The organism is Yinghuangia sp. ASG 101 (assembly GCF_021165735.1).
Classification (GTDB): domain Bacteria; phylum Actinomycetota; class Actinomycetes; order Streptomycetales; family Streptomycetaceae; genus Yinghuangia.
The window spans coordinates 6186788-6207524 of record NZ_CP088911.1 but is presented as its reverse complement, the minus strand read 5'-3'; the positions used below and the strand labels follow the sequence as shown (position 1 = coordinate 6207524).

Genomic DNA, 20737 nt, shown 5'->3' with positions numbered 1-20737 from the left:
GGAAAACAACGGCGGCGCGCCCGGGCGGTTCGGCGCGGATGACCGCGGATCGCGTGGCCCGCCCGCGCGCCGGCTCCGGCCTAGCCCCGGACCGTACCGCAGGTGCCGCGCACCCACTCCGCCGCCTCCGCCGCCGACGCGACGCTCTCGGGCGCGGCCACGGCGGGCCGGGAGATCATCACGACCGGTACGCCCAGTTCGCGTGCGGCGTCGAGCTTCGCGGCGGTCTGGGTGCCCCCGCTGTCCTTCGTCACCAGGACGTCGATGCGGTGCCGGCGCAGCAGGCCCACCTCGTCGTCGAAGGCGAACGGGCCGCGGTCGAGGAGCAGTTCGAGGTTGCGCGGCACATCCCCGTCGGGTGCCTCGACGCTGCGGAGCAGAAACCACAGGTCGTCGAGGCGGGCATACGGAGCAGTCTCCAAGCGGCCCGTCGTCAGGAACACGCGCCGCCCGATCCCCGGCAGCACGGCCGCCGCCTCGTGCGCCGACGCGACCCGGCGCCAGTCGTCACCGTCCCGGGCGGTCCAGCCCGGCCGCTGCAGGCGCAGGAGCGGGACCCCGACCGCCGCGCACGCCGCCACCGCGTTCGCGGAAATCCGGGCCGCGAAGGGGTGCGTCGCGTCGACCACCGCCGCCGCCCGGTTCTCGCGCAGCCACGCGGTCAGACCCTCCACGCCACCGAAACCGCCGACCCGCGACTCGCCGACCGGACGCACGGGAGCCTTCGTACGCCCGGCCAGCGACGACAGGACGCGCACGCCCTCGGCGCCGTCGAGCAGCTCCGCCACCGCCCTGGCGTCGGACGTACCGCCCAGCACCAACACCAACCGCCGTCCGCTCTCCACCGCGCCCTCCCGCTCTCTCGCCGCCCCCATCCCACCACCCGGGCGCACGGGGCGGACCGGTGACCCGGCCCGCCGGGCCGCTGCGCCGGGGCTGGACGACCGGGGCGTGTGCGACGGCCGCGACGACCGCGGCCTACCAGGCGCTGCTCACCGGCGAGTTCCCCGACCCGGTGACCATCACCCTGCCCGGCGGCGAAGCGCCCGCGTTCGCCCTGGCCGTCGAGGAACGCACCGCCGGGTCGGCGATGGCCGGGGTCGTCAAGGACGCGGGCGACGACCCCGACGTCACCCACGGCGCCCTCGTCCGCGCGACGGTCCGGCCCGCGGCCCCCGGAACGGGGGTGACGTTCCGCGCGGGCCCCGGCGTCGGCACGGTCACCCTCCCCGGCCTGCCCCTCGACGTCGGCGAGCCCGCGATCAACCCGGTCCCGCGCCGCATGATGCGCGAACACGTCGAGGCGCTCGCCGCGGCGCACGGGGCGACCGGTGACGTGGACATCGAAATCTCCGTCGACAACGGCGAGGTGATCGCCCGTCAGACGTGGAACCCGCGCCTGGGCATCCTCGGCGGGCTGTCGATCCTGGGCACGACGGGGATCGTGATCCCGTACTCCTGCTCGGCCTGGATCGACTCGATCCGCCGGGGCGTCGACGTCGCGCGCGCGGCGGGCGACACGCACGTCGTCGGTGCGACCGGAACGACGTCCGAACGGGTCGCCGCGGAGGTCCACGGCCTGTCGGGCACGGCACTCCTGGACATGGGGGACTTCGCCGGGGCCCTCCTCAAATACCTGCGCCGCCACCCCGTTCCGCGTCTGACGATCGCGGGCGGCTTCGCCAAACTCTCGAAACTCGCGGACGGGCACCTGGACTTGCACTCGGCCCGGTCCCAGGTCGACTTCGCGTCGCTGGCCGGACGCGCCGAGGCCCTGGGCGCGCCCGCCCCGCTGGTCGCGGAGATCCGCGAGGCGAACACCGCCCTGCACGCCCTCCAGATCTCGCAGGCGGCGGGACTGCCCCTGGGCCCGGCGGTCGCCGAGGCCGCCCGCGCGACCACCCGGTCGATCCTGGCCGGCTCCTCCGTCCCCATCGACGTCGACGTCATCGCCATCAACCGCACCGGCACGATCGTCGGCCGCGCTTGACGCGAGGCGGCCGGTCCGATCAGCACGGGAGGACGTACGGCACGCGGGCGAACCCGTTTTCCCGCGCTGTCGGTGTTGATCGCGAGAGCGCCGGGCGCTCTTCCGACCGTGTGCGCCGCGTCGGGTCGCGGGAGCGCCGCGGGAGCGGGTGCCCTCCCGGCCGTGCCTCCGACCCGCCTGTCCTCCGCCCGCCCCCGCCGACCGGCTCTGGGACGGCACCGCTGTCGGCGGAAACCGCCCACGGGCCGAGGTCGTCTCGATGCGGAGGGACCACGCCGGGGCCGCCCGATGTGCCGGTGAGGGAACGTCCGTTGCGCATCATCGCCGTCAGCGCGACCTCGCGGCGGCCGTCCTGTGGCGGGCCGCTCCCGCCGCCGCGGACGCGCCGCCCGATGCGTTGCCGGTGACGGCGTATGCCGTCGGCAGCGACCGCGTCGTCACACCGTCTTGATGACGCCTCCGCCCGCCAGGTAGTCGGCGCCCGTCAGGTTTCCGGCGCGTGGTGAGGCCAGGAACGTGATCAGGGCGGCGGTCTCCTCGGGTTCGGTGAGTCGGCCGGTGGTTATCCCCATGCGCTGCGGAACCCGCGCGACGAACTCCGCCAGGTCCTCCCCCGCGGCGTGCGCGAGGCGGCCCGCATAACCGTCCGTGTCGGCGAAGTTCCGCGTCCGGGTGGGCCCCGGGCTGACGGTGAGCGCTCGCAGGCCCAGCGGTCCGAACTCCTCCGCGAGTGCCTTCGTGAGATTGGTCAGCGCGGCCTTGGCCGTGCCGTAGTCCACCGGCGGGAACGCCGCCCGCGCGCCGATGGACGACACGTTCACCACGGTCCCCCGGGCGCGCAGCAGCGCGGGAAGCAGGAGCCGGGTGACGCGGACCGTGGCGAACAGGTTGATTTCATACGTCTCCCGCCACGCCGCGTCGTCGATGTCGACGAAACCGGCCGCGCGCATGCTGGTGCCCGTCACCCCGCCCAGGTTGTTGACCAGGATGTCCACCTCCCCCGCCCGCTCGGCCAGCACCGCGGCACCCTCCGGTGTGGCCAGGTCGACGGCGACCGGGGTCACCGCCCCGTCCACCCGGGCCAGTTCGCCGATCGTCCGGGCGGCACCGACCACGTGGACCCCCTCGGCGGCCAGCGCGCGGACCACCGCGAGGCCGATGCCCTTGCTCGCACCCGTGACCACCGCCCGGCGGCCTTTCAGTTCCAGATCCATGGGACTCTCTTTCTTGAGCTGTGATTACAAAAAAACGACGAAAAACAAGGCCCCCACAGGGGCAACCGACACCACCGCGTTGACCGGGTCAGACCACGGTCAACGCCACGTCGACGAGGCCGTCGAGCCGCTTCGCGTCCGGATCGGCCTGCGCCAGCACCCGGATCCCGTTTGTCGTGGCGAGGAAGAACGCGGCGACGCGATCCGCGTCGCACTCGGCGCCTATCTCGCCGGACCGCTTGCCCTCCTCCAACGCGTCGCGGAACGCCGCCTCCTGACGGTCCAGGAAACGGCGCACCAGGCGCTCGATCTCTTCGTCCCGCCCCGAGAACTCCACGATGGTGTTGGTGATCATGCAGCCGCGGCGCAGCACATCCTCACGCGCGGCATCGGCGACCAGGCAAAGCGCCTCCCGCAGCCGCTCGCGGACCGGGAGGCCCGGGTCCTCCAGCAGCGCGATGAGCCGACCGGTCTCCTCCTCGAAGTAGCGGCGCAGCGCTCGTTCGAACAACGCGTGCTTGCTGGTGAACGCGTTGTAGAGGCTGCCCGCGCCGATGCCGAGCGCGTCGGTGAGGTTCCGGGGCGTGGTGTGGGCATACCTGTTGGACCAGAAGACCGCCATCGCCTGGCCGACCGCCCGGTCCGGATCGAACGCCTTGCCGCGTGCCATACCCGGCAGCGTAGCCGATTTTTGAACTCTGGCTCAAGTATGCGCCGCCCTTGGTCCGAGACCGCGAGTCCCGGCTCACGGGGTGGGTGTTTTCCCCGACGCCGTGCCGACGCCGCCGCACGCGGGTAACCGGGTGCGGCGTCGGCGCGGAACCGAGCCCGGTGCGGTTGCCGACCACGCCGATGCCGTTGCCGGCGAGGGGCGCGGGCCGCGGATCGCGGCAGTCCGCGGGGCTCGGCCTTCAACGCCCGGGCGAGACGGCGGCCCCGCGCGAGCACCGGCCGCGTGGTTTCAGGAGGCGCAAAACGTCTGCGGCGACGGCAAGTTGGGCGTCCGTCCGGCGGATCGGCCGCCCCGGTCCGGACCGGGGCGGCCCCCGGGTTTCCGCGCGATGCGTCCTTCGGCCGCGCGTACCGTCCATCGCATTCCGGGGCGAAACCGGCAGCGGATAGACAGCCTCCGCCGCGTGACGATGATGTGTTTTCTGAAGAGGCGGGCACAGAGGGCGGCACCGCCATGACCGGACACGGGGGCCCCGTGGCGCTCTTCTCGAAACCCCGCGGATACCTGCAGGGCACCCGGCACTCGGGGCGACGCCGCGTCGCCGCCGTCGCCGCGGCGGGCCTGACGATCGCCGGCGCTCTCGCCCTGGCACCGACCGTCATCGGGGCACCGACCGCGCTTCAGGCGCAGGCCGAGGACCAGGCGTGGACGCTGACCTGGTCGGACGAGTTCGACGGAGCCGCCGGAAGCGCGCCCGACGCGTCGAAATGGGTCCACGACCTGGGGGCGAAGGGCGACGACGGCACCACCGACGGCTGGGGCAACCAAGAGCTCCAGACGTACACGGACTCGCGCGAGAACTCCGGGCTGGACGGCGACGGCAACCTCTACATCCGGCCGCGGCTCAATAACGACGACGCGTTGCAGTGCCCGGTCACGCTGGTGAACGCCGAGTCACGGCAACTGGGCCCGGGAACCTGCCAGTTCACCTCCGCACGGCTCAAGACCAAGGGGAAGTTCTCGCAGCAGGGCGGCCGGTTCGAGGCGCGGGTGAAGGTCGCCGAGGGGGTCGGGGCGTGGCCGTCGTTCTGGGCCATGGGCGACGACGGCGGCTGGCCGCAGCGCGGCGAGATCGACGTCTTCGAGAACGCGGGCGCCGAACCCGGCCACATCAGCGGGACGACGCACTCCTCCGACCAGGTGGACGACTACGCGAAGACCGGTGTCGGCGGCGGCTTCGACCTGCCCGACGGCACGAAGTTCGGCGACGACTTCCACGTGTTCGCCGTCGACTGGTACCCCGACCGCATGGCGTTCTCGGTGGACGGCGAGGTCTCCTTCACGACCACCAAAGCCGACGTCCTCAAGGAGCGCGCCGACGGCTGGAAGTTCGACCAGCCGTTCTATCTGCTGCTCAACGTCGCGATCGACAGCGGGAGTTGGCGGCCCGCCAACCAGGCGAACCCGGACGGTCCCGCGCCGACGCAGATGACCGTCGACTACGTGCGCGTGTACTCGGCGACGGACGACGGTGACGCCGCCGCACCGCCGACGGCGTCCACGTCCGGCAACGCGACCGCCAAGAGCCCGTCGACGGGCGCGACCTCCGCTAAGCCGAGTACGAAGACGACGAAGCCCAGCGGCAAACCGAGCGGCAAACCCAGCGGAACCGGCTCGCCGCCGACGACGACGTCCCCCGGCGCCACCTGCCCGAACGCGAACATCGAGTACTCGGTCGACGGCGGCGCGACGTGGTCCACCAACGGCCGGCTCGACAGCCTCCCCAACTCCCTCGACGTCCGCTTGGCCGATGCGACGAAGAAGAAGGGCTGCGGCTACAAGGTGTCGCTGGCCGTCTACCAGACCGAGGGCGCCACCTGGGCGACGTCGGGAACCCAGAAGTTCCTCGGCTGGGACACCGTCACACTCGACGCCAAGAAGACCAGCGCGAGGCTCGACATCGCCGACCACAGCCCGGACTGCTTCGCGCAAATCGATCTGTACGGCAACGGCCGGAAGTTCGACGGCACGAGCGAGAAGAACCCCCTGCCGCACTACCCGGACGCCCCCTACCCGGCCAATCTCATCGCGGCATGGAACGGGGCCACGGCGAAGTGCTCGACCCCGGGCGGTACGACGCCGACCGCGTCGGCTCCGCCCACGAGCACGGCCCCGCCGTCGGAATCGGCGTCGCCCCCGGCCTCGGCCTCCCCGTCGGAGTCGGCATCGCCCAGTGCGTCCGGTTCCCCGTCGGAGTCCCCGTCCGCCTCGCCCTCGGCTTCCGCGACCGACACCGCGTCTCCCAGCGCGTCCGCGTCGCCGTCGGCCACTCCCGTCGCCACCGACACCCCGACCACCCCGGCCGACGTCGGCGGCGGCGTGGCGCCCGTCGACACCGCACCTCCGGTCGACACCTCGTCGGATGTCCCCGGGAACCTCGCCGCGACCGGCACCAGCTCGCGGCTGCCGGTGGTCGCCGGGGTCTCCGCCGTGATGGTCCTCGCGGGGACCGCGCTCTACGTCCTGACCCGCCGCCGCGAGACGCCGGCCGTCGGCCCCAACCCGTGGCTCGGCAACCCGTGGACCACGAAGTGACCGGGAGCGGCCCGCACGGAGGCGCGCGCGGGTGAAAGCAAGGAAGCCGGTGACGCGGGCCCTCGGCCACGGCCATCACCGGCTTCCGCGGCCCTGACACCGCGCTGCCGCCCTCGTCGCCGCGCCGTCGAGGGCACGCGCTGTCGGCCCTCGCCGCCACGCCGTCCCGGGCGTGGACAACCCGGGTGACCGACGCGGCGCCTCGTCCCGACGCCTTCCCGTCGGGCCGGGGGTCGCCGGGGTCAGTCCGTGCCGAGCTCCATCGCCGCGCGGTCCAGCAGCTCTTCGTCGTCCGGAGCCTCGCCGCGGGACGCGATGGCCTCGGCGCCGCCCTCGGGCATCGTGCCGATCAGACCGGTGGCCGCGGCCTGGGCCGCACCGATGGCGGGGTTGGCCGTGCCGATCAGACCGAGTTGCGCGTACTGCTCCAGCTTGGCGCGCGAGTCGGCGATGTCGAGGTTGCGCATGGTCAGCTGGCCGATCCGGTCCACCGGGCCGAACGCCGAGTCCTCTGTGCGCTCCATCGACAGCTTGTCGGGGTGGTAGCTGAACGCCGGACCGCTGGTGTCGAGGATCGAGTAGTCCTCACCGCGCCGCAGCCGCAAGGTGACCTCGCCGGTCACGGCCGACCCGACCCAGCGCTGCAGCGACTCGCGGACCATCAGCGCCTGCGGGTCGAGCCAGCGGCCCTCGTACATCAGCCGCCCGAGGCGCCGGCCCTCGATGTGGTACTGCGCGAGGGTGTCCTCGTTGTGGATCGCGTTGACCAGCCGCTCGTACGCCGCGTGCAGCAGCGCCATGCCGGGCGCCTCGTAGATACCGCGGCTCTTGGCCTCGATGATCCGGTTCTCGATCTGGTCCGACATCCCCATGCCGTGCCGACCGCCGATGGCGTTCGCCTCGATCACGAGGTCGACCGCGGAACCGAACTCCTTGCCGTTGATCGTCACCGGCCGACCCTGGTCGAAGCCGATCGTCACGTCCTCGGCGGCGATCTCGACCGACGCGTCCCAGAACCGCACGCCCATGATGGGGTCCACGGTCTCGACACCGGTGTCGAGGTGCTCCAGGGTCTTGGCCTCGTGGGTGGCGCCCCAGATGTTGGCGTCGGTGGAGTACGCCTTCTCGGTGCTGTCCCGGTAGGGCAGGCCGTGGGCGAGCAGCCACTCCGACATCTCCTTGCGCCCGCCCAACTCGGTGACGAAGTCGGCGTCGAGCCAGGGCTTGTAGATGCGCAGCTGCGGGTTGGCCAGCAGGCCGTACCGGTAGAACCGCTCGATGTCGTTGCCCTTGAAGGTCGAGCCGTCGCCCCAGATCTGGACGTCGTCCTCCAGCATGGCGCGGACCAGCAGGGTGCCGGTGACGGCGCGGCCCAGCGGGGTCGTGTTGAAATAGGACCGCCCGCCCGAGCGGATGTGAAAGGCCCCGCAGGCCAACGCCGCCAAGCCCTCCTCGACCAGGGCCGCGCGGCAGTCGACCAGGCGCGCGATCTCGGCGCCGTACGTCTTGGCCCGGCCGGGCACCGACGCGATGTCAGGCTCGTCGTACTGGCCGATGTCGGCGGTGTAGGTGCACGGAACGGCGCCCTTGTCGCGCATCCACGCGACCGCGACCGAGGTGTCGAGGCCGCCGGAGAAGGCGATGCCGACGCGCTCGCCGACGGGCAGTGAGGTGAGAACCTTGGACATTGGATAATTATGCATCGCCGAGAATGAGCATGCAAACGCCCATGTGCGACGGCCCCTGAGCCGCCCTGACAGGCCGCCGGGCCCGCAGCCGACGTCAGGACGAAAGGCCGCCCAGATACGTCACCTGCACGATGTAGACGCACTCATGACGGGGGAGGACCAGGTAACGAAACATGCCGCCGGCCACCAGCAGATCCTGGGAGCCCTCGGACACGCCTTCGAACAACGTCCCGTCCAGGTATCGAACCTCGGCCGCACGCACGAGTTAGGCGGCTCGCACCTCCACCGATCGCACGAACTCGGCCGGGAGGCCAACGATTCGGCTGTCTTTGTCGGGAACATACTCGAACTTCCATGACACGGTGCGTAATCGTACGGCCACGCGCGAACGAGTGCGGCCGGTCTAGGACTCCACGGCTTTCTGCGCCTCGTCCAGGATGGTCGTGATCTCGCGCATCGCGCGGTGCCAGTCGGCGTGATCCTTGTCCAAGACGTGGGCGGCGTGCTCGGCCGCGTGAAAGCGCCGCGCGGTGTCCGGATCGCGCTCGATTTCCACCGTTGTGGCCCATGCCAGCAGAAAAGCCCGGACCGGCGTGATGGAACCGCTCTCCGCGGCCATGGCGAGAGCCTGGTCCTTCTGCTCCTCGAACGCCTGGATCCTGTGAGGCGCGACTCCGGCAAGGGCCAGCCGCAGGGCGCGGGGCGTACGCTCCGGGCGCGGAATGATCGGTTGCGAGCGGTGTGGCTGCGCGGTCACCGTGGCTCTCCTTCACGCTCCACCGTGCGGAATGACGGGCCACCAGTATTGCCGTTCGGGCCGCCGTCCGCGTCAGAGGTACGGGGGCACGATCCTCCGACGCCTACCGATCCCGCACGCGCGTGGGTGAGTACAGGTGGCTTTCGCAGGCGCCGGGGGCGTCGCCGAGGACGTGGCCGATCATGATGACCGCGACGGCCTTGACGCCGTTGTCGCGGACCAGTTCGGTCAGGTCGGCGAGGCGGCCTCGGGCGACCAGTTCGTCGGGGCGCGAGGCGCGGGCCACGACGGCGATCGGGCAGTCCGGGCCGTAGTGCGGCGTCAGTTCGTCGACGATGCGGGCGGTTTCGCGAACCGCCAGGTGCAGGACCAGGAGGGCCCGCGACCGCCCGAGTGTGGCGAGGTCCTCGCCCGGCGGCATCGCGGTCGAGTTGGTGGAGACGCGGGTCAGGACGACCGTCTGGCCGACGCCGGGCAGGGTCAGTTCGCGGCCGAGTGCCGCCGCGGCGGCGGCGAACGCCGGGACGCCGGGGGTGATGTCGTAGTCGATGCCCAACGCGTCGAGGCGGCGCATCTGTTCGCCGATGGCGCTGTAGAAGGACGTGTCGCCGGAGTGGAGGCGTACGACGTCCTCTCCCCGGCGGTGCGCGGTCTCGATCTCGGCGACGATCTCGTCGAGCGTGAGGTTCGCGGTGTCGACCAGCCGCGCGTCCGCCGGTGCGTCGTCGAGGAGTTCGCGCGGGACGATGGCGCCCGCGTAGAGGCACACGGCCGCGGACCGCACGAGCCGCAGGCCGCGCACGGTGATGAGGTCGGCGGCGCCGGGGCCCGCCCCCACGAAGTGCACGGTCACGCGCCCGTCCCCGTCCCGTTCTTGACCGCGACCCACTGGGTCACCGGCATCAGCGCGCGCCAGCCCGTGAACCGTCCCACGGGAGTCGACCGGCTGATCTGAATCCGCGTCAATTCGCCGCCAAGCGCCGCGCGGTGGCGGACGATCTCGGCCTCGGTCTCGGCGGTGACCGCGTTCGCGACCAGTCGGCCGCCGGGGCGCAGTGCGGCCCAGCAGCGTTCGACGACTCCGGGGACGGTGAGCCCGCCGCCGACGAACACCGCGTCGGGGGCGGCCGTTTCGGCGAGCCGCTCGAGCACGTCCGGTGCCCGGCCGACCACCACCCGCAGGCCGGGGGTGCCGAGCGCCTTCGCGTTGGCCCCGATGCGGGCGGCCCGCTCCGGGTCGGTCTCGACGGCGACGGCGCCGCACGTCGCGTGCGACCGGGACCATTCGATGCCGATGCTGCCGCTCCCCGCGCCGATGTCCCACAGGAGTTCGCCGGGTCGCGGCGCGAGGGCGGCGAGGGTGACCGCCCGGGTCTCCCGTTTGGTCAGTTGCCCGTCGTGCTCGTAGGCCTCGTCGGGCAGGCCCGGCACCGTGACCGCCGAGGCCGGCCCGGTGGTCCGGCCGCCGGGCGCCCCGGGGGCGCCCGAGGTCGGCCGGTCAGACATCCTCGCCGCCTTCGAGGTCGCCTTCGACTTCGAGGTACGCCTCGCGCAGTCCGTCCAGCGTCGCCGCGTCGGGCTTCTCCCACAGCCCGCGGTCGGCCGCCTCCAGGAGCCGTTCCGCGATACCGCGCAGCGCCCACGGGTTGGAGGTGCGCATGAAGTCGCGGTTGGCGGGGTCGAGCACATACTCGGCGGCGAGCTTCTCGTACATCCAGTCGTGCACGACACCGGTGGTCGCGTCGTAGCCGAACAAGTAGTCGACGGTGGCCGCGAGTTCGAACGCGCCCTTGTAGCCGTGGCGGCGCATCGCCTCGATCCAGCGGGGGTTGACGACGCGCGCGCGGAAGACCCGGGCGGTCTCCTGTGCGAGCGTCCGGGTGCGGACCGCGTCGGGCATCGTCGAGTCGCCGATGTAGGCGGCGGGCGCGGAGCCGGTCAGAGAGCGCACGGCGGCGACCATGCCGCCGTGGTACTGGAAGTAGTCGTCGGAGTCGGCGATGTCGTGCTCGCGGGTGTCGGTGTTCTTCGCGGCGACGGCGATGCGGCGGTACGCGCCCTCCATGTCCTCGCGCGCGAACACCCCGTCCAGGCCCCGCCCGTAGGCGTAACCGCCCCATGTCGCGTAGACCTCGGCGAGGTCCGCGTCGTCGCGCCAGGTGCGCGCGTCGATGAGCGGCAGCAGGCCCGCCCCGTACGCGCCGGGACGCGAGCCGAACACGCGTGTCGTGGCCCGGCGTTCGTCGCCGTGCGTGGCAACGTCCGCACGCACGTGGGCGCGGACGAAGTTCCGCTCGTCCGGCTCGTCCAACCCGGCGGCGAGCCGCACGGCGTCGTCGAGGAGCAGCACGACGTGCGGGAACGCGTCGCGGAAGAATCCGGAGATACGGACCGTCACATCCACGCGCGGGCGCCCGAGTTCGGCGAGCGGCACGGGTTCGAGGCCGGTCACGCGGCGCGACGCGTCGTCCCAGACGGGTCGGACGCCGAGCAGCGCCAGCACCTCGCCGACGTCGTCGCCGCTGGTGCGCATCGCGCTGGTCCCCCACACCGACAGCCCCACCGAGCGCGGCCATTCCCCGGTGTCGGCACGGTATTTGGCGAGGAGGGAGTCGGCCAGCGCCTGGCCGGTCTCCCACGCGAGGCGGCTGGGCACCGCCTTGGGGTCGACGGTGTAGAAGTTGCGCCCGGTGGGGAGCACGTTGACCAGACCGCGCAGCGGCGACCCGGAGGGCCCGGCGGGAACATAGCCGCCGTCGAGGGCGTGCAGGACGGCGCCGATCTCGTCGCCGGTGCGGTCCAGGCGCGGCACGATCTCGGTGGCCGCGAACGCCAGCACCTCGGCGACCTCGGGGGCCGGGGCGCCCAGGACTTCCTCGCACACGGCGGGGGCGGCGGCCGCGTCCCAGCCGCGCTCCTCCATCGCCGCGACGAGGGCGTGGGCGCGGCCTTCGGCGTCGTCGGTCTCGCGCCGCCCCGCGGTGCCGCCCTCGACGAGGCCGAGGGCTTCGCGCAGGCCGGGCAGCGCGGCGGTCCGGCCACCCCACACCTGGCGGGCCCTCAGCATCGCGGTGACCAGGTTGACGCGGCCCTCGCCGGAGGGTGCCGTGCCGAGGATGTGCAGGCCCTCGCGGATCTGCGCGTCCTTGACCTCGCAGAGCCAGCCGTCCAGGTGCAGCAGGAAGTCGTCGAACTCGGCCTCGTGCGGCCGGTCGTCGATGCCGAGGTCGTGGTCGAGCCGGGCGGCCTGGACGAGCGTCCAGATCTGCGCCTGCACGGCGGGGGCCTTGGCGGGGTCGAGCGCCGAGACGTTGGCGTATTCGTCGAGGAGTTGTTCGAGGCGGGTGAGATCGCCGTAGGTCTCGGCGCGGGCCATCGGCGGCACCAGGTGGTCCACGATGACGGCGTGTGCGCGCCGCTTGGCCTGCGCGCCCTCACCGGGGTCGTTGACGAGGAACGGGTAGATGAGCGGCAGGTCGCCGAGCACGGCGTCGGGGCCGCACTCCGCGGACAGGCCGAGGTTCTTGCCCGGCAGCCACTCCAGCGTGCCGTGCTTGCCGAGGTGGACCAGCGCGTTCGCACCGAAACCGCCGTCGGCGCGGGCCGCGTCGAGCCACCAGTACGCCGCGAGGTAGTGGTGGCTGGGCGGCAGGTCGGGGTCGTGGTAGATCGCGACGGGGTTCTCGCCGAAGCCGCGCGGCGGCTGGATGATCATGACGATGTTGCCGGCGCGCAGCGCGGCCAGCACGATCTCGCCGTCGGGGTCGCGGGAGTGGTCGACGTACAACTCGCCGGGCGGCGGGCCCCAGTGCTCCTCGATGTTGGCGCGCAGGCCGACGGGCAGCCGGGCGTACCGCTCGCGGTATTCGGCCGCGCTGATGCGCACGGGGTTGCCTTCGAGCTGGGCCTCGGTCAGCCACTCGGGGTCCTGGCCGCCCGCGGCGATCAGAGCGTGGATGAGCGCGTCTCCGTCGGCCGGTTCGAGGCCGGGCAGCGCGTCGGGGCCGTCGATCGGGCCGACGTCGTACCCGGCCTCGCGCATCGCGCGCAGCAGCGCGACGGCGCTGGCGGGCGTGTCGAGCCCGACGGCGTTGCCGACGCGGGCGTGCTTGGTCGGGTACGCCGACAGCACGACGCCGACGCGGCGCTCGGCCGCCGGGACGCGGCGCAGTTGGGCGTGCCGCACCGCGATACCCGCGACGCGCGCGGCCCGTTCGGGGTCGGCCTCGTAATGCGTGAGCCCGTCGGCGCCGGTCTCCTTGAACGAGAACGGCACCGTGATGAGGCGGCCGTCGAACTCCGGCACCGCGACCTGCGTGGCGGCGTCCATCGGCGACAGGCCGGTGTCGCCCGCCTCCCATTCGGCGCGACCGGTGGTGAGGCTGAGGGCCTGGAGAACGGTGATGTCGAGTTCGGCGAGCGCGCCGACGTCCCACGCCTCGTCGTCGCCGCCCGCGGACACTTCGGCGGGACGCGCGCCGCCTGCCGCGAGCACGGTCACCAGCAGCGCATCGACCTCGGCGAGCGCGTCGAACAACGACGGCTCGGCGCCGCGCAGCGAGGCGCACCAGATGGGGACGGCCCGGCCGCCCGCGTCCTCGATGGCGTCGCACAGCACGGAGACGAACGCGGTGTTCCCGGCGAGGTGGTGGGCGCGGTAGTAGAGCACGCCGACTCCGGGAGCACCGGGGTTCCGGGTGGCCCGGTCGAGCCGGCCCCACGCGGGCACCTCGACGGGCGGGTCGAAGCCGTGTCCGGTGAGCAGCAGCGTGTCGGAGAGGAACTGGTGGAGGTGCGTGAGGTTTTCCGCACCGCCCTGCGCGAGGTACGCGTGCGCCTGCGCGGCGACGCCGGCGGGCACGGTGGCCAGTTCCATGAGCGCGGCGTCGGCGGACTGTTCGCCGGAGACGACCACGACCGGGCGCGGCCCGGCGAGAAGGGCGTCGAGGCCTTCCTCCCACGCTCGGCGCCCGCCGAGGAGGCGGACGACGACCAGGTCGGTGCCGTCGAGGAGTTCCGGCAGGTCGTCGACGGACGTCCGGGCGGGGTTGGCGAGCCGCCAATCGCCCGCACTGGCCCGGGCACTGAGCAGATCGGTGTCGGAGGTGGAGAGCAGCAGGATCACCGGGCCACCCCCGGGCGACCGGGCGCGGGCACCCACGCGCTGGTGGTGGCAGGTGGCCGCGAGCACGACGGCGTCGTCACGTTGCGCGCCTCTCCGGGGTCCTCGCCCCATCGGACAACGGGGCGGACGCGCAGTTCCTGACTTCCGACGTGCCGCCCTCGCGGGCGTCACGCTCGGTCACAGTGGCGGGACCGCCCCGGACTCACACCGGGTTCCTGGCCACGCCCTCCCCGCACCGACGGTGGCCGGTGCGGGGACAGCTTCGCGCAGCGCGGCGACGCGGGGCAAGTGACGGGGGCGAGGTGTGGCGTTCGCGACGTCGCCGGGCCGACGGGCCGACAGCGGCGACCCGCGGCGCACGACGCAGCCGCGACCGGACGCGTGGGCGCTGGGTGCGGGGCCGCGACGACGGTCGGTCGGCGCGGCGGCAGCGGGGCGGCGCGGGGCGGCGGCCGGGCGGCGGTGTCCGAGCGGGGCATGGCGCGTCGCGGGGCCGACGGAACCGCGCGTCGCACGCTGTCACGAGGACCGCGAGGCTCCTTGACGAAAGCCTCGCCGCTTCGCCCCGAGGCGGTGGCCCGGAAGCGCCCGGGCCGCCACCACCGCCGTCGGCGGCCCGGCTCGGGTCAGTGCTCGGTGTCGTGCCCGTCGACCAGTCCCAATTCGTGTGCCAGCACCGCCGCTTGCGCGCGGCTGCGGACGCCGAGTTTGGGGAGGATCCGGCTGACATGCGTTTTCGTCGTGGCCTCGGCCATCGCCAGGTTCTCGGCGATCTTCTGGTTGGACATGCCGTGTCCGAGGCACACGAGCACTTCGCGCTCGCGCGGCGTGAGCGATCCGACGGCCGTGAGCACATCGGGCCGCGGGCGGCCGGACGCCGTCGCGGGCCGGCTCGCGAACGCGGCGATCAGGCGACGGGTGACCGCCGGGGCGATGATGCCCTCGCCGCGCGCGACCAGCCGCACGGCGTCGGTCAGCGTCTCCGCGTCGGAGTCCTTGAGCAGGAACCCCGCGGCACCGGCCCGCAGGGCGCCGAAGACGTATTCGTCGAGATCGAACGTGGTGAGCACGAGCACGTCCGCGAGTTGTTCGCGCACCACCGCGCGGGTCGCGGAGACGCCGTCCAGGCGCGGCATCTGGACGTCCATCAGCACGACGTCGGGCCGCAGTTCGCGCGCGAGCCGGATCGCCTCCTCGCCGTCCGCGGCCTCGCCGACGACCTCCAGGCCCGGCGCCGCGCCGAGGATCATGACGAGCCCGGCGCGTACCGCGGCCTGGTCCTCCGCGACGACGACGCGGATCGCGGGAGTGTCGGTGGCCACAGGTGTCTCCCTTGTCGTCGGGTTCTCATCGGGTCGGCGGTGTTGTGCGGTGCCGGTCACGGGGTGGCTCGGCCGGGGCGGGGCAAACCGGGGCGGCGAGCCCGGTGTCCCCGGGATCAGCCGGGTCGCGGCGGTGCCCGGGACACGGGAAGCCCGGGCAGGTGGTCGGGATGGGTCGGGATGGGTGGGCCCCGCCGGGTCTCGCGCCCCCGCGTCGGGCTGCCGGACGCGTCGCGCCGCACGCCCCGCACCCCCGGGCGCCCGCGTCGCCACGTCATCCCTCCGCGTCGCACAGCGGCAGCTCCGCTCGTACCCGCCACATGCCCTCCCCCGGCGACGGCCCGGCGGCGAACGTCCCGCCCAGCAGCGAGGCGCGCTCGCGCATGCCGACCAGACCGGCACCGGCGCCGGGGGCGCGCGGCCCGCCGGGGGCAGGAGCGTACGGGCTCTCCACACCGACCAGCAACGCGGTCGCCGAACTCTCCAGGCGTACGGTCACCGTGCCCGGCGCGGCGTGTTTGAGCGCGTTGGTCAGGGACTCCTGCACGATCCGGAACGCCGCCAGCTCGACGGGCGCCGGGACCTGCTCGCCGCCCGGCCTGCGGTCGTCCAACGTGCAGCGCAGCCCGTTGTCGGCGCCGCTGCGCGAGGCCCGGGCGACCAGGGCGTCCAGCGAGTCCAGGCGCGGCACCGCGGCCTCGGCGCCCTCGCGGTCGCCGGGCGCCGCCTCGCCGCCGCCACCGCCGCCCGTACCGCGCAGCAGCCCGATCAGGCGGCGCATCTCGGCGAGCCCTTGCACGCTGCTCTCCCGGATCACCGCCAGTGCCCGCGCCGTGGCCTCGGGGTCGCCTTTCGCGACGGACATCGCGGCGGTCGAGTGGATCGCGATCGCCGACAGGTGGTTCGCCACCACGTCGTGCAACTCGCGTGCCATGCGCGCGCGTTCCTGTTCCACCGCGGATCGCCGGTCCAACTCGGCCAGCAGCGCGGTCTGTTCGGCACGCAGCCGCTCGGCCGCGGCCTCGTCGCGGTGGGTGCGGATCGTCCAGCCGGTCCACCACGGCATGAGGGTCACCAGGCCCGCGAAGACGCCGACGATGAGCCCCTTGGCGTCGCGCGCGAGACCCACGCCCGCGACCGCCGCGACGACGGTCGCGAAGACGGAGACAGACGCGAGCCGGCGGGCCTGGCGGACGGGCCCGTACAGCGTCGCGGCGTAGACCACGTCGGTGAACATCACGATCGTGGCGATGTTGGATCCCAGGAACTGGTCGGCGATCAGCGCCGCGAACGCGATGACGAGTGCGGTCTTCTGCGCGGCCCTCCGCAGCACCTCGGCGACCGTCATGGCGGTGAGCGGCACCAGCGTCCACGCGAGGGGCAGCCCCGTGTAGTCGGCGATGACGCCCACGAGCAGCAGCACGATGCCGCTGACCAGCCCGGCCGCGGCGATCATGACGTCGTGCCGGTGCGGGCGTCCGCGTGCCATGCCCCGCCTTTCGTGCCGGTCGTCTCAGCGTCGGTGTCCATCGCACCACGGACGACCGCGCCGGGCCGTCCCCGCGAGGTCGTGTCCGTGCGGCGGCGGCGTACATCGAAGTATGCAGCGGACGATCGTCGGCGCCGACGACGCTTCGCGGGCCGCGAGCCGGGAGCCTGGAGACTCGGGCCGCACCAGGTCCCGCACACCGAGGGAGGCGTCATGCTGATCGGCCTGATCATCGCGTGCGAGGTCGCGTTCTGGGTGGTCCTCGGCCTCGCCCTGACCGCCCGCTACATCTTCCGCCTGCGCCGCACGAGCACCGCGCTGCTGGTCGCGGTGCCACTCGTGGACGTCGTCCTGCTCGTCGCCACGGTGATCGACCTGCGCGACGGCGCGACCGCGGGCTTCCGGCACGGCCTGTCGGCGGCGTACATCGGCTTCTCCGTCGCGTACGGCCACTATCTCGTGCGCTGGGCCGACGTCCGTTTCGCGCACCGCTTCGCGGGTGGCCCGCCGCCGGTGAAGCCGCCGAAGTACGGAGCGGCCCGCGCCGCGCACGAGTGGCGGATCGCCGGAATGACCGCGGTGGCCGGCGGTATCGCCGCGGGCCTGCTCCAGGCGGCGATCCTGGGGGTGGACGACGCGTCGCGCACCGGGCAGTTGTCCGCGTGGCAGGGGCGTATGGGGGTGATCGTCGGGATCAACGCGCTCATCGCGCTCACCTACACCCTGTGGCCCAAGAAACCGTCGGCGGACACGGGCGCGCGCCGGGATCCGCGGGTGGAGAAGTACCTGAACACCCGCGGATAGCCCGCGGCCGGGAGCCGCGGACGCGGCGGCTTTCGTCCCCGGCTCCCGCCCGGCCCCGGTGCGGGCGGGCATGGCCCGGGGCCCCGGTACCATCCCGGTCCTATGAGCGCCACGATCGTCGTCAAGGACCTGGCCGCCGGGCACGGGGACCGCGTCCTGTTCTCCGCACTCGACCTCGTGGTCGCCCCGGGCGACGTCGTCGGCCTGGTCGGCGCGAACGGCGCGGGCAAGTCCACGCTGCTGCGCCTGCTCGCCGGGATCGAGGCGCCCGACTCCGGGGCGATCCGGCTGAGCCCGCCGACCGCGACGGTCGGGCACCTGCCGCAGGAGCCCGAGCGGCGGGCGGGCGAGACGGTTCGCGCCTTCCTGGGCCGCCGGACCGGCGTCACCGCCGCGCAGGCCGCTCTCGACACCGCCACGGAGGGCTTGGTCGACGGGCGGGCGGGCGCCGACGACGACTACGCGGTCGCGTTGGAGCGCTGGCTCGGCCTCGGCGGCGCCGACCTGGAGGAACGCGCCGACGCGGTGGCCGCCGACCTGGGGCTGACCGTCGGTCTCGACCAGCCGATGGCGTCGCTGTCCGGCGGCCAGGCCGCCCGCGCGGGGCTGGCCTCGCTGCTGCTGAGCCGCTACGACCTGTTCCTGCTCGACGAGCCGACCAACGACCTCGACCTCGACGGCCTCGACCGCCTGGAGAGGTTCGTCACCGGGCTGCGCGCCGGGACGATCGTCATCAGCCACGACCGCGAATTCCTCGCCCGGACGGTCAACCGCGTCGTGGAGCTGGACCTCGCGCAGCAGCAGGTCCGCGCGTACGGGGGCGGCTACGAGGCTTACCTGAACGAGCGCGAGGTGGCCCGCCGGCACGCCCGCGAGGAGTACGAGGAGTACGCCGAGACGAAGGCCGCCCTCGAGGAGCGCGGGCGCACGCAGCGCTCGTGGATGGACAAAGGCGTCAAAAACGCCCGGCGCAAGGCCACCGACAACGACAAGATCGGCCGCAAGTTCCGCTCCGAGGCGAGCGAGAAGCAGGCCGCGAAGGCCCGCCAGACCGAGCGCATGATCGAACGCCTCGACGTCGTCGACGAGCCCCGCAAGGAGTGGGAGCTGCGTATGGAGATCGCCGCGGCACCGCGCTCCGGGGCGGTCGTCGCGACCCTGCGCGGGGCGGTCGTGCGGCGCGGCGACTTCACGTTCGGCCCGGCCGACCTCCAGGTCGACTGGGGCGACCGCGTCGCCATCACCGGTCCGAACGGATCGGGGAAGACGACGCTGCTGGGCGCGCTGCTCGGCCGGGTCGCGCTCGACGCGGGGCAGGCCGCGCTCGGGCCCGGTGTGGTGGTCGGCGAGATCGACCAGGCTCGCGGGCTCTTCCACGGCGACGACACGCTGCTGGGCGCGTTCGGCGCGGCGGTGCCCGATCTGGTCCCCGGCGATGTGCGCACCCTGCTGGCGAAGTTCGGGCTGAAGGCCGACCACGTGCTGCGCTCGGCGGCGACGCTGTCCCCGGGCGAACGCACGCGCGCGGCACTGGCGCTGCTCCAGGCCCGCGGCGTCAACCTGCTGGTGCTCGACGAGCCGACCAACCACCTCGACCTGCCGGCGATCGAACAGCTGGAGTCCGCGCTGGCGTCGTACAACGGCACGCTGCTGCTGGTCACGCACGACCGGCGGATGCTGGACGCGGTCGCGACGAACCGGCGGATCACGGTCGCGGAGGGGCGCGTCACCGACCGGTGAGCCGCGGGGCCGCGCACCGCCCGGGCCGTCAGCCCACCGCCGCGACGTACACCCACAGGCCGTCGACGCGGGTGAACGTGCTGTGCTCGGCCAGCACCCCGTCCCGGCCGCCTTCGCGGTAGTGCGCGCGGAAGGCGACGGTCCCGTCCTGGTGGAACACGCCTCCGTCGGTGGTGGACAGCACGTCGAGCCCCGTCCAGCGGGTGCGCGGGTCCAGGTCGAGCCGTGCCGGGCGCGTGTCGGGGTGCCAGGTGGCCAGCAGGTAGGCGGCGTCACCGGTCGCGAACGCCGCGTACCGCGACCGCATCAGGCGCTCGGCGGTGGGGGCGGCGGCCTCGCCGCGGTGGAGGCGCCCGCAGCACGCGCCGTACGCGTCCCCCGCCCCGCACGGGCACGGACCCGCGGCGTCGGCGGCGGACCGCGGGGGGCGCTGTGGCGGCCGGGCGGCCTTGCGTCGCGACATGCGCGCCATTATCGCGCCCGCTCGCGGCCGACCGGGTCCGGCCCGGAGGCGGTGCCGGTCGTGCGGCGCGCGGGCGGGCTCAGAAGTGGTGCAGCAGGTCGGTGAACGCGGCCAGGTGCAGCACGCCCGCGTCGGACGCGTCGACCTCGTCGTGCTCCAGCACCCAGGTGTGCGTGTGCGGGATGAACACCGCGCGCATCCCGGCCCGGCGGGCGGGGAGGATGTCCGACTTCGGGGAGTTGCCGACCATCCACGTCGCCGCCGGAGCGATGCGGAACTCGTCGAGCAGGCCCGCGTAGGTGCCGACGTCCTTCTCGGGCACGATGTGGACGCTGCGGAAGTGCCCGGCCAGGCCCGAGGCGTCGATCTTGGCCCGCTGCTCGTCGGTGTCGCCCTTGGTCAGCAGCCGCAGATCGTGCCGGGCGGCGAGCACGCCGAGGGTTTCGGCGACGCCGGGGATCAGCTCGACGTGGCCCCGGTCGATGAGCGGCGCCGCGAGGAGGGCGATGCGGTCGACCTCGTCGTCGGTGACCGGGCGTTCGCGCAGTCGGGCGACGCACTCGGCGAGGCTGTGCAGGAACGCCTTGCTGCCGTAGCCGTGGGTGACCGCGTTGGCGCGCTCGATGTCGTCCAGCATCGCGCGGATCTCGGTGCGGGTGAGGACCGGGTGGGCCAGCCAGTCGAGATAGTCGTCGATGACGCGCTCGAAGAGGATGTTGTTCTCCCACAACGTGTCGTCGGCGTCGACGAAGATGCTGAGACGCTGGTGCACCGGCGGGCCCCTGGCTGTCGAGGAGACGGATCCGCCCGCACGCTACGGGGCTCTCGGCCGGCGTGCACGCGGTTTTCCGGCTCCCGATCGTCGCCCCGGTGCCGT

Annotated in this window: 16 protein-coding genes and 1 riboswitch; of the genes, 4 read left to right on the top strand and 12 right to left on the bottom strand. The window is 73.4% G+C overall.

From position 1 onward, the window contains the following. Positions 1-80: 80 nt before the first annotated feature. Positions 81-875 (bottom strand): cobalt-precorrin-6A reductase, encoded by a 795-nt coding sequence (locus LO772_RS26530; RefSeq protein WP_231774547.1) that lies wholly within the window; start codon positions 873-875, stop codon positions 81-83. A 29-nt stretch (positions 876-904) separates the two neighbouring features. Between LO772_RS26530 and LO772_RS26525 the strand changes: the two genes are divergently transcribed. Then, a complete protein-coding gene (locus tag LO772_RS26525; protein WP_231774546.1) occupies positions 905-1990 on the top strand; it encodes a cobalt-precorrin-5B (C(1))-methyltransferase in 1086 nt (361 codons plus the stop codon). A 437-nt stretch (positions 1991-2427) separates the two neighbouring features. Here the strand turns inward: LO772_RS26525 and LO772_RS26520 are convergent, their stop codons facing one another. Both LO772_RS26520 and LO772_RS26515 read right to left on the bottom strand, forming a co-directional pair. Then, on the bottom strand, positions 2428-3204 hold the full coding sequence (locus tag LO772_RS26520) for an SDR family oxidoreductase (RefSeq protein ID WP_231774545.1): 777 nt from the start codon (positions 3202-3204) through the stop codon (positions 2428-2430). A gap of 88 nt (positions 3205-3292) precedes the next feature. Next, positions 3293-3874: a TetR/AcrR family transcriptional regulator gene (locus LO772_RS26515; protein WP_231774544.1), complete on the bottom strand. Its 582-nt coding sequence runs from the start codon at positions 3872-3874 to the stop codon at positions 3293-3295. Positions 3875-4390: 516 nt separating this feature from the next. Here LO772_RS26515 and LO772_RS26510 point away from each other — a divergent pair. Beyond that, positions 4391-6472, top strand: coding sequence for a family 16 glycosylhydrolase (locus tag LO772_RS26510; protein ID WP_231774543.1), 2082 nt, complete (start codon positions 4391-4393; stop codon positions 6470-6472). A gap of 242 nt (positions 6473-6714) precedes the next feature. Here the strand turns inward: LO772_RS26510 and argG are convergent, their stop codons facing one another. From argG to LO772_RS26475, 7 genes are all read right to left on the bottom strand, one after another. After that, a complete protein-coding gene (gene argG, locus LO772_RS26505) occupies positions 6715-8160 on the bottom strand; it encodes an argininosuccinate synthase (protein WP_231774542.1) in 1446 nt (481 codons plus the stop codon). Between the two features lie 403 nt (positions 8161-8563). Continuing rightward, entirely contained in the window at positions 8564-8917 is a 354-nt protein-coding gene (locus LO772_RS26500; protein WP_231774541.1) for a DUF6247 family protein, read from the bottom strand. Between the two features lie 103 nt (positions 8918-9020). Beyond that, the gene (gene cobM / locus LO772_RS26495; RefSeq protein WP_231774540.1) at positions 9021-9770 is read right to left on the bottom strand and encodes a precorrin-4 C(11)-methyltransferase; all 750 of its coding nucleotides are present in this window, start codon (positions 9768-9770) and stop codon (positions 9021-9023) included. Then, the gene (gene cbiT, locus LO772_RS26490; protein ID WP_443089320.1) at positions 9767-10423 is read right to left on the bottom strand and encodes a precorrin-6Y C5,15-methyltransferase (decarboxylating) subunit CbiT; all 657 of its coding nucleotides are present in this window, start codon (positions 10421-10423) and stop codon (positions 9767-9769) included. The genes cobM and cbiT overlap by 4 nt, the downstream gene beginning before the upstream one ends. Further along, complete coding sequence (gene cobN / locus LO772_RS26485) at positions 10416-14042, bottom strand: cobaltochelatase subunit CobN (RefSeq protein ID WP_231779731.1); 3627 nt, start codon at positions 14040-14042, stop codon at positions 10416-10418. The genes cbiT and cobN overlap by 8 nt, the downstream gene beginning before the upstream one ends. A gap of 131 nt (positions 14043-14173) precedes the next feature. After that, positions 14174-14260, bottom strand: a riboswitch (cobalamin riboswitch). Between the two features lie 408 nt (positions 14261-14668). After that, positions 14669-15364, bottom strand: coding sequence for a response regulator (locus LO772_RS26480; RefSeq protein ID WP_269453094.1), 696 nt, complete (start codon positions 15362-15364; stop codon positions 14669-14671). A gap of 274 nt (positions 15365-15638) precedes the next feature. Further along, entirely contained in the window at positions 15639-16853 is a 1215-nt protein-coding gene (locus tag LO772_RS26475; protein WP_231774539.1) for a sensor histidine kinase, read from the bottom strand. Between the two features lie 213 nt (positions 16854-17066). Between LO772_RS26475 and LO772_RS26470 the strand changes: the two genes are divergently transcribed. Both LO772_RS26470 and LO772_RS26465 read left to right on the top strand, forming a co-directional pair. Continuing rightward, positions 17067-17657, top strand: a complete 591-nt coding sequence (locus LO772_RS26470; protein ID WP_231774538.1) for a hypothetical protein — start codon at positions 17067-17069, stop codon at positions 17655-17657. 102 nt (positions 17658-17759) lie between these two features. Then, positions 17760-19397 carry an ABC-F family ATP-binding cassette domain-containing protein gene (locus LO772_RS26465; RefSeq protein ID WP_231774537.1) on the top strand — a complete coding sequence of 546 codons (1638 nt, stop codon included), beginning with the start codon at positions 17760-17762 and terminating at the stop codon, positions 19395-19397. Between the two features lie 28 nt (positions 19398-19425). Here LO772_RS26465 and LO772_RS26460 read toward each other — a convergent pair whose 3' ends face one another. Both LO772_RS26460 and LO772_RS26455 read right to left on the bottom strand, forming a co-directional pair. Continuing rightward, the gene (locus LO772_RS26460) at positions 19426-19869 is read right to left on the bottom strand and encodes a YchJ family protein (protein WP_231774536.1); all 444 of its coding nucleotides are present in this window, start codon (positions 19867-19869) and stop codon (positions 19426-19428) included. A 70-nt stretch (positions 19870-19939) separates the two neighbouring features. Next, on the bottom strand, positions 19940-20632 hold the full coding sequence (locus LO772_RS26455; RefSeq protein ID WP_231774535.1) for an HAD family hydrolase: 693 nt from the start codon (positions 20630-20632) through the stop codon (positions 19940-19942). Positions 20633-20737: the final 105 nt, after the last annotated feature.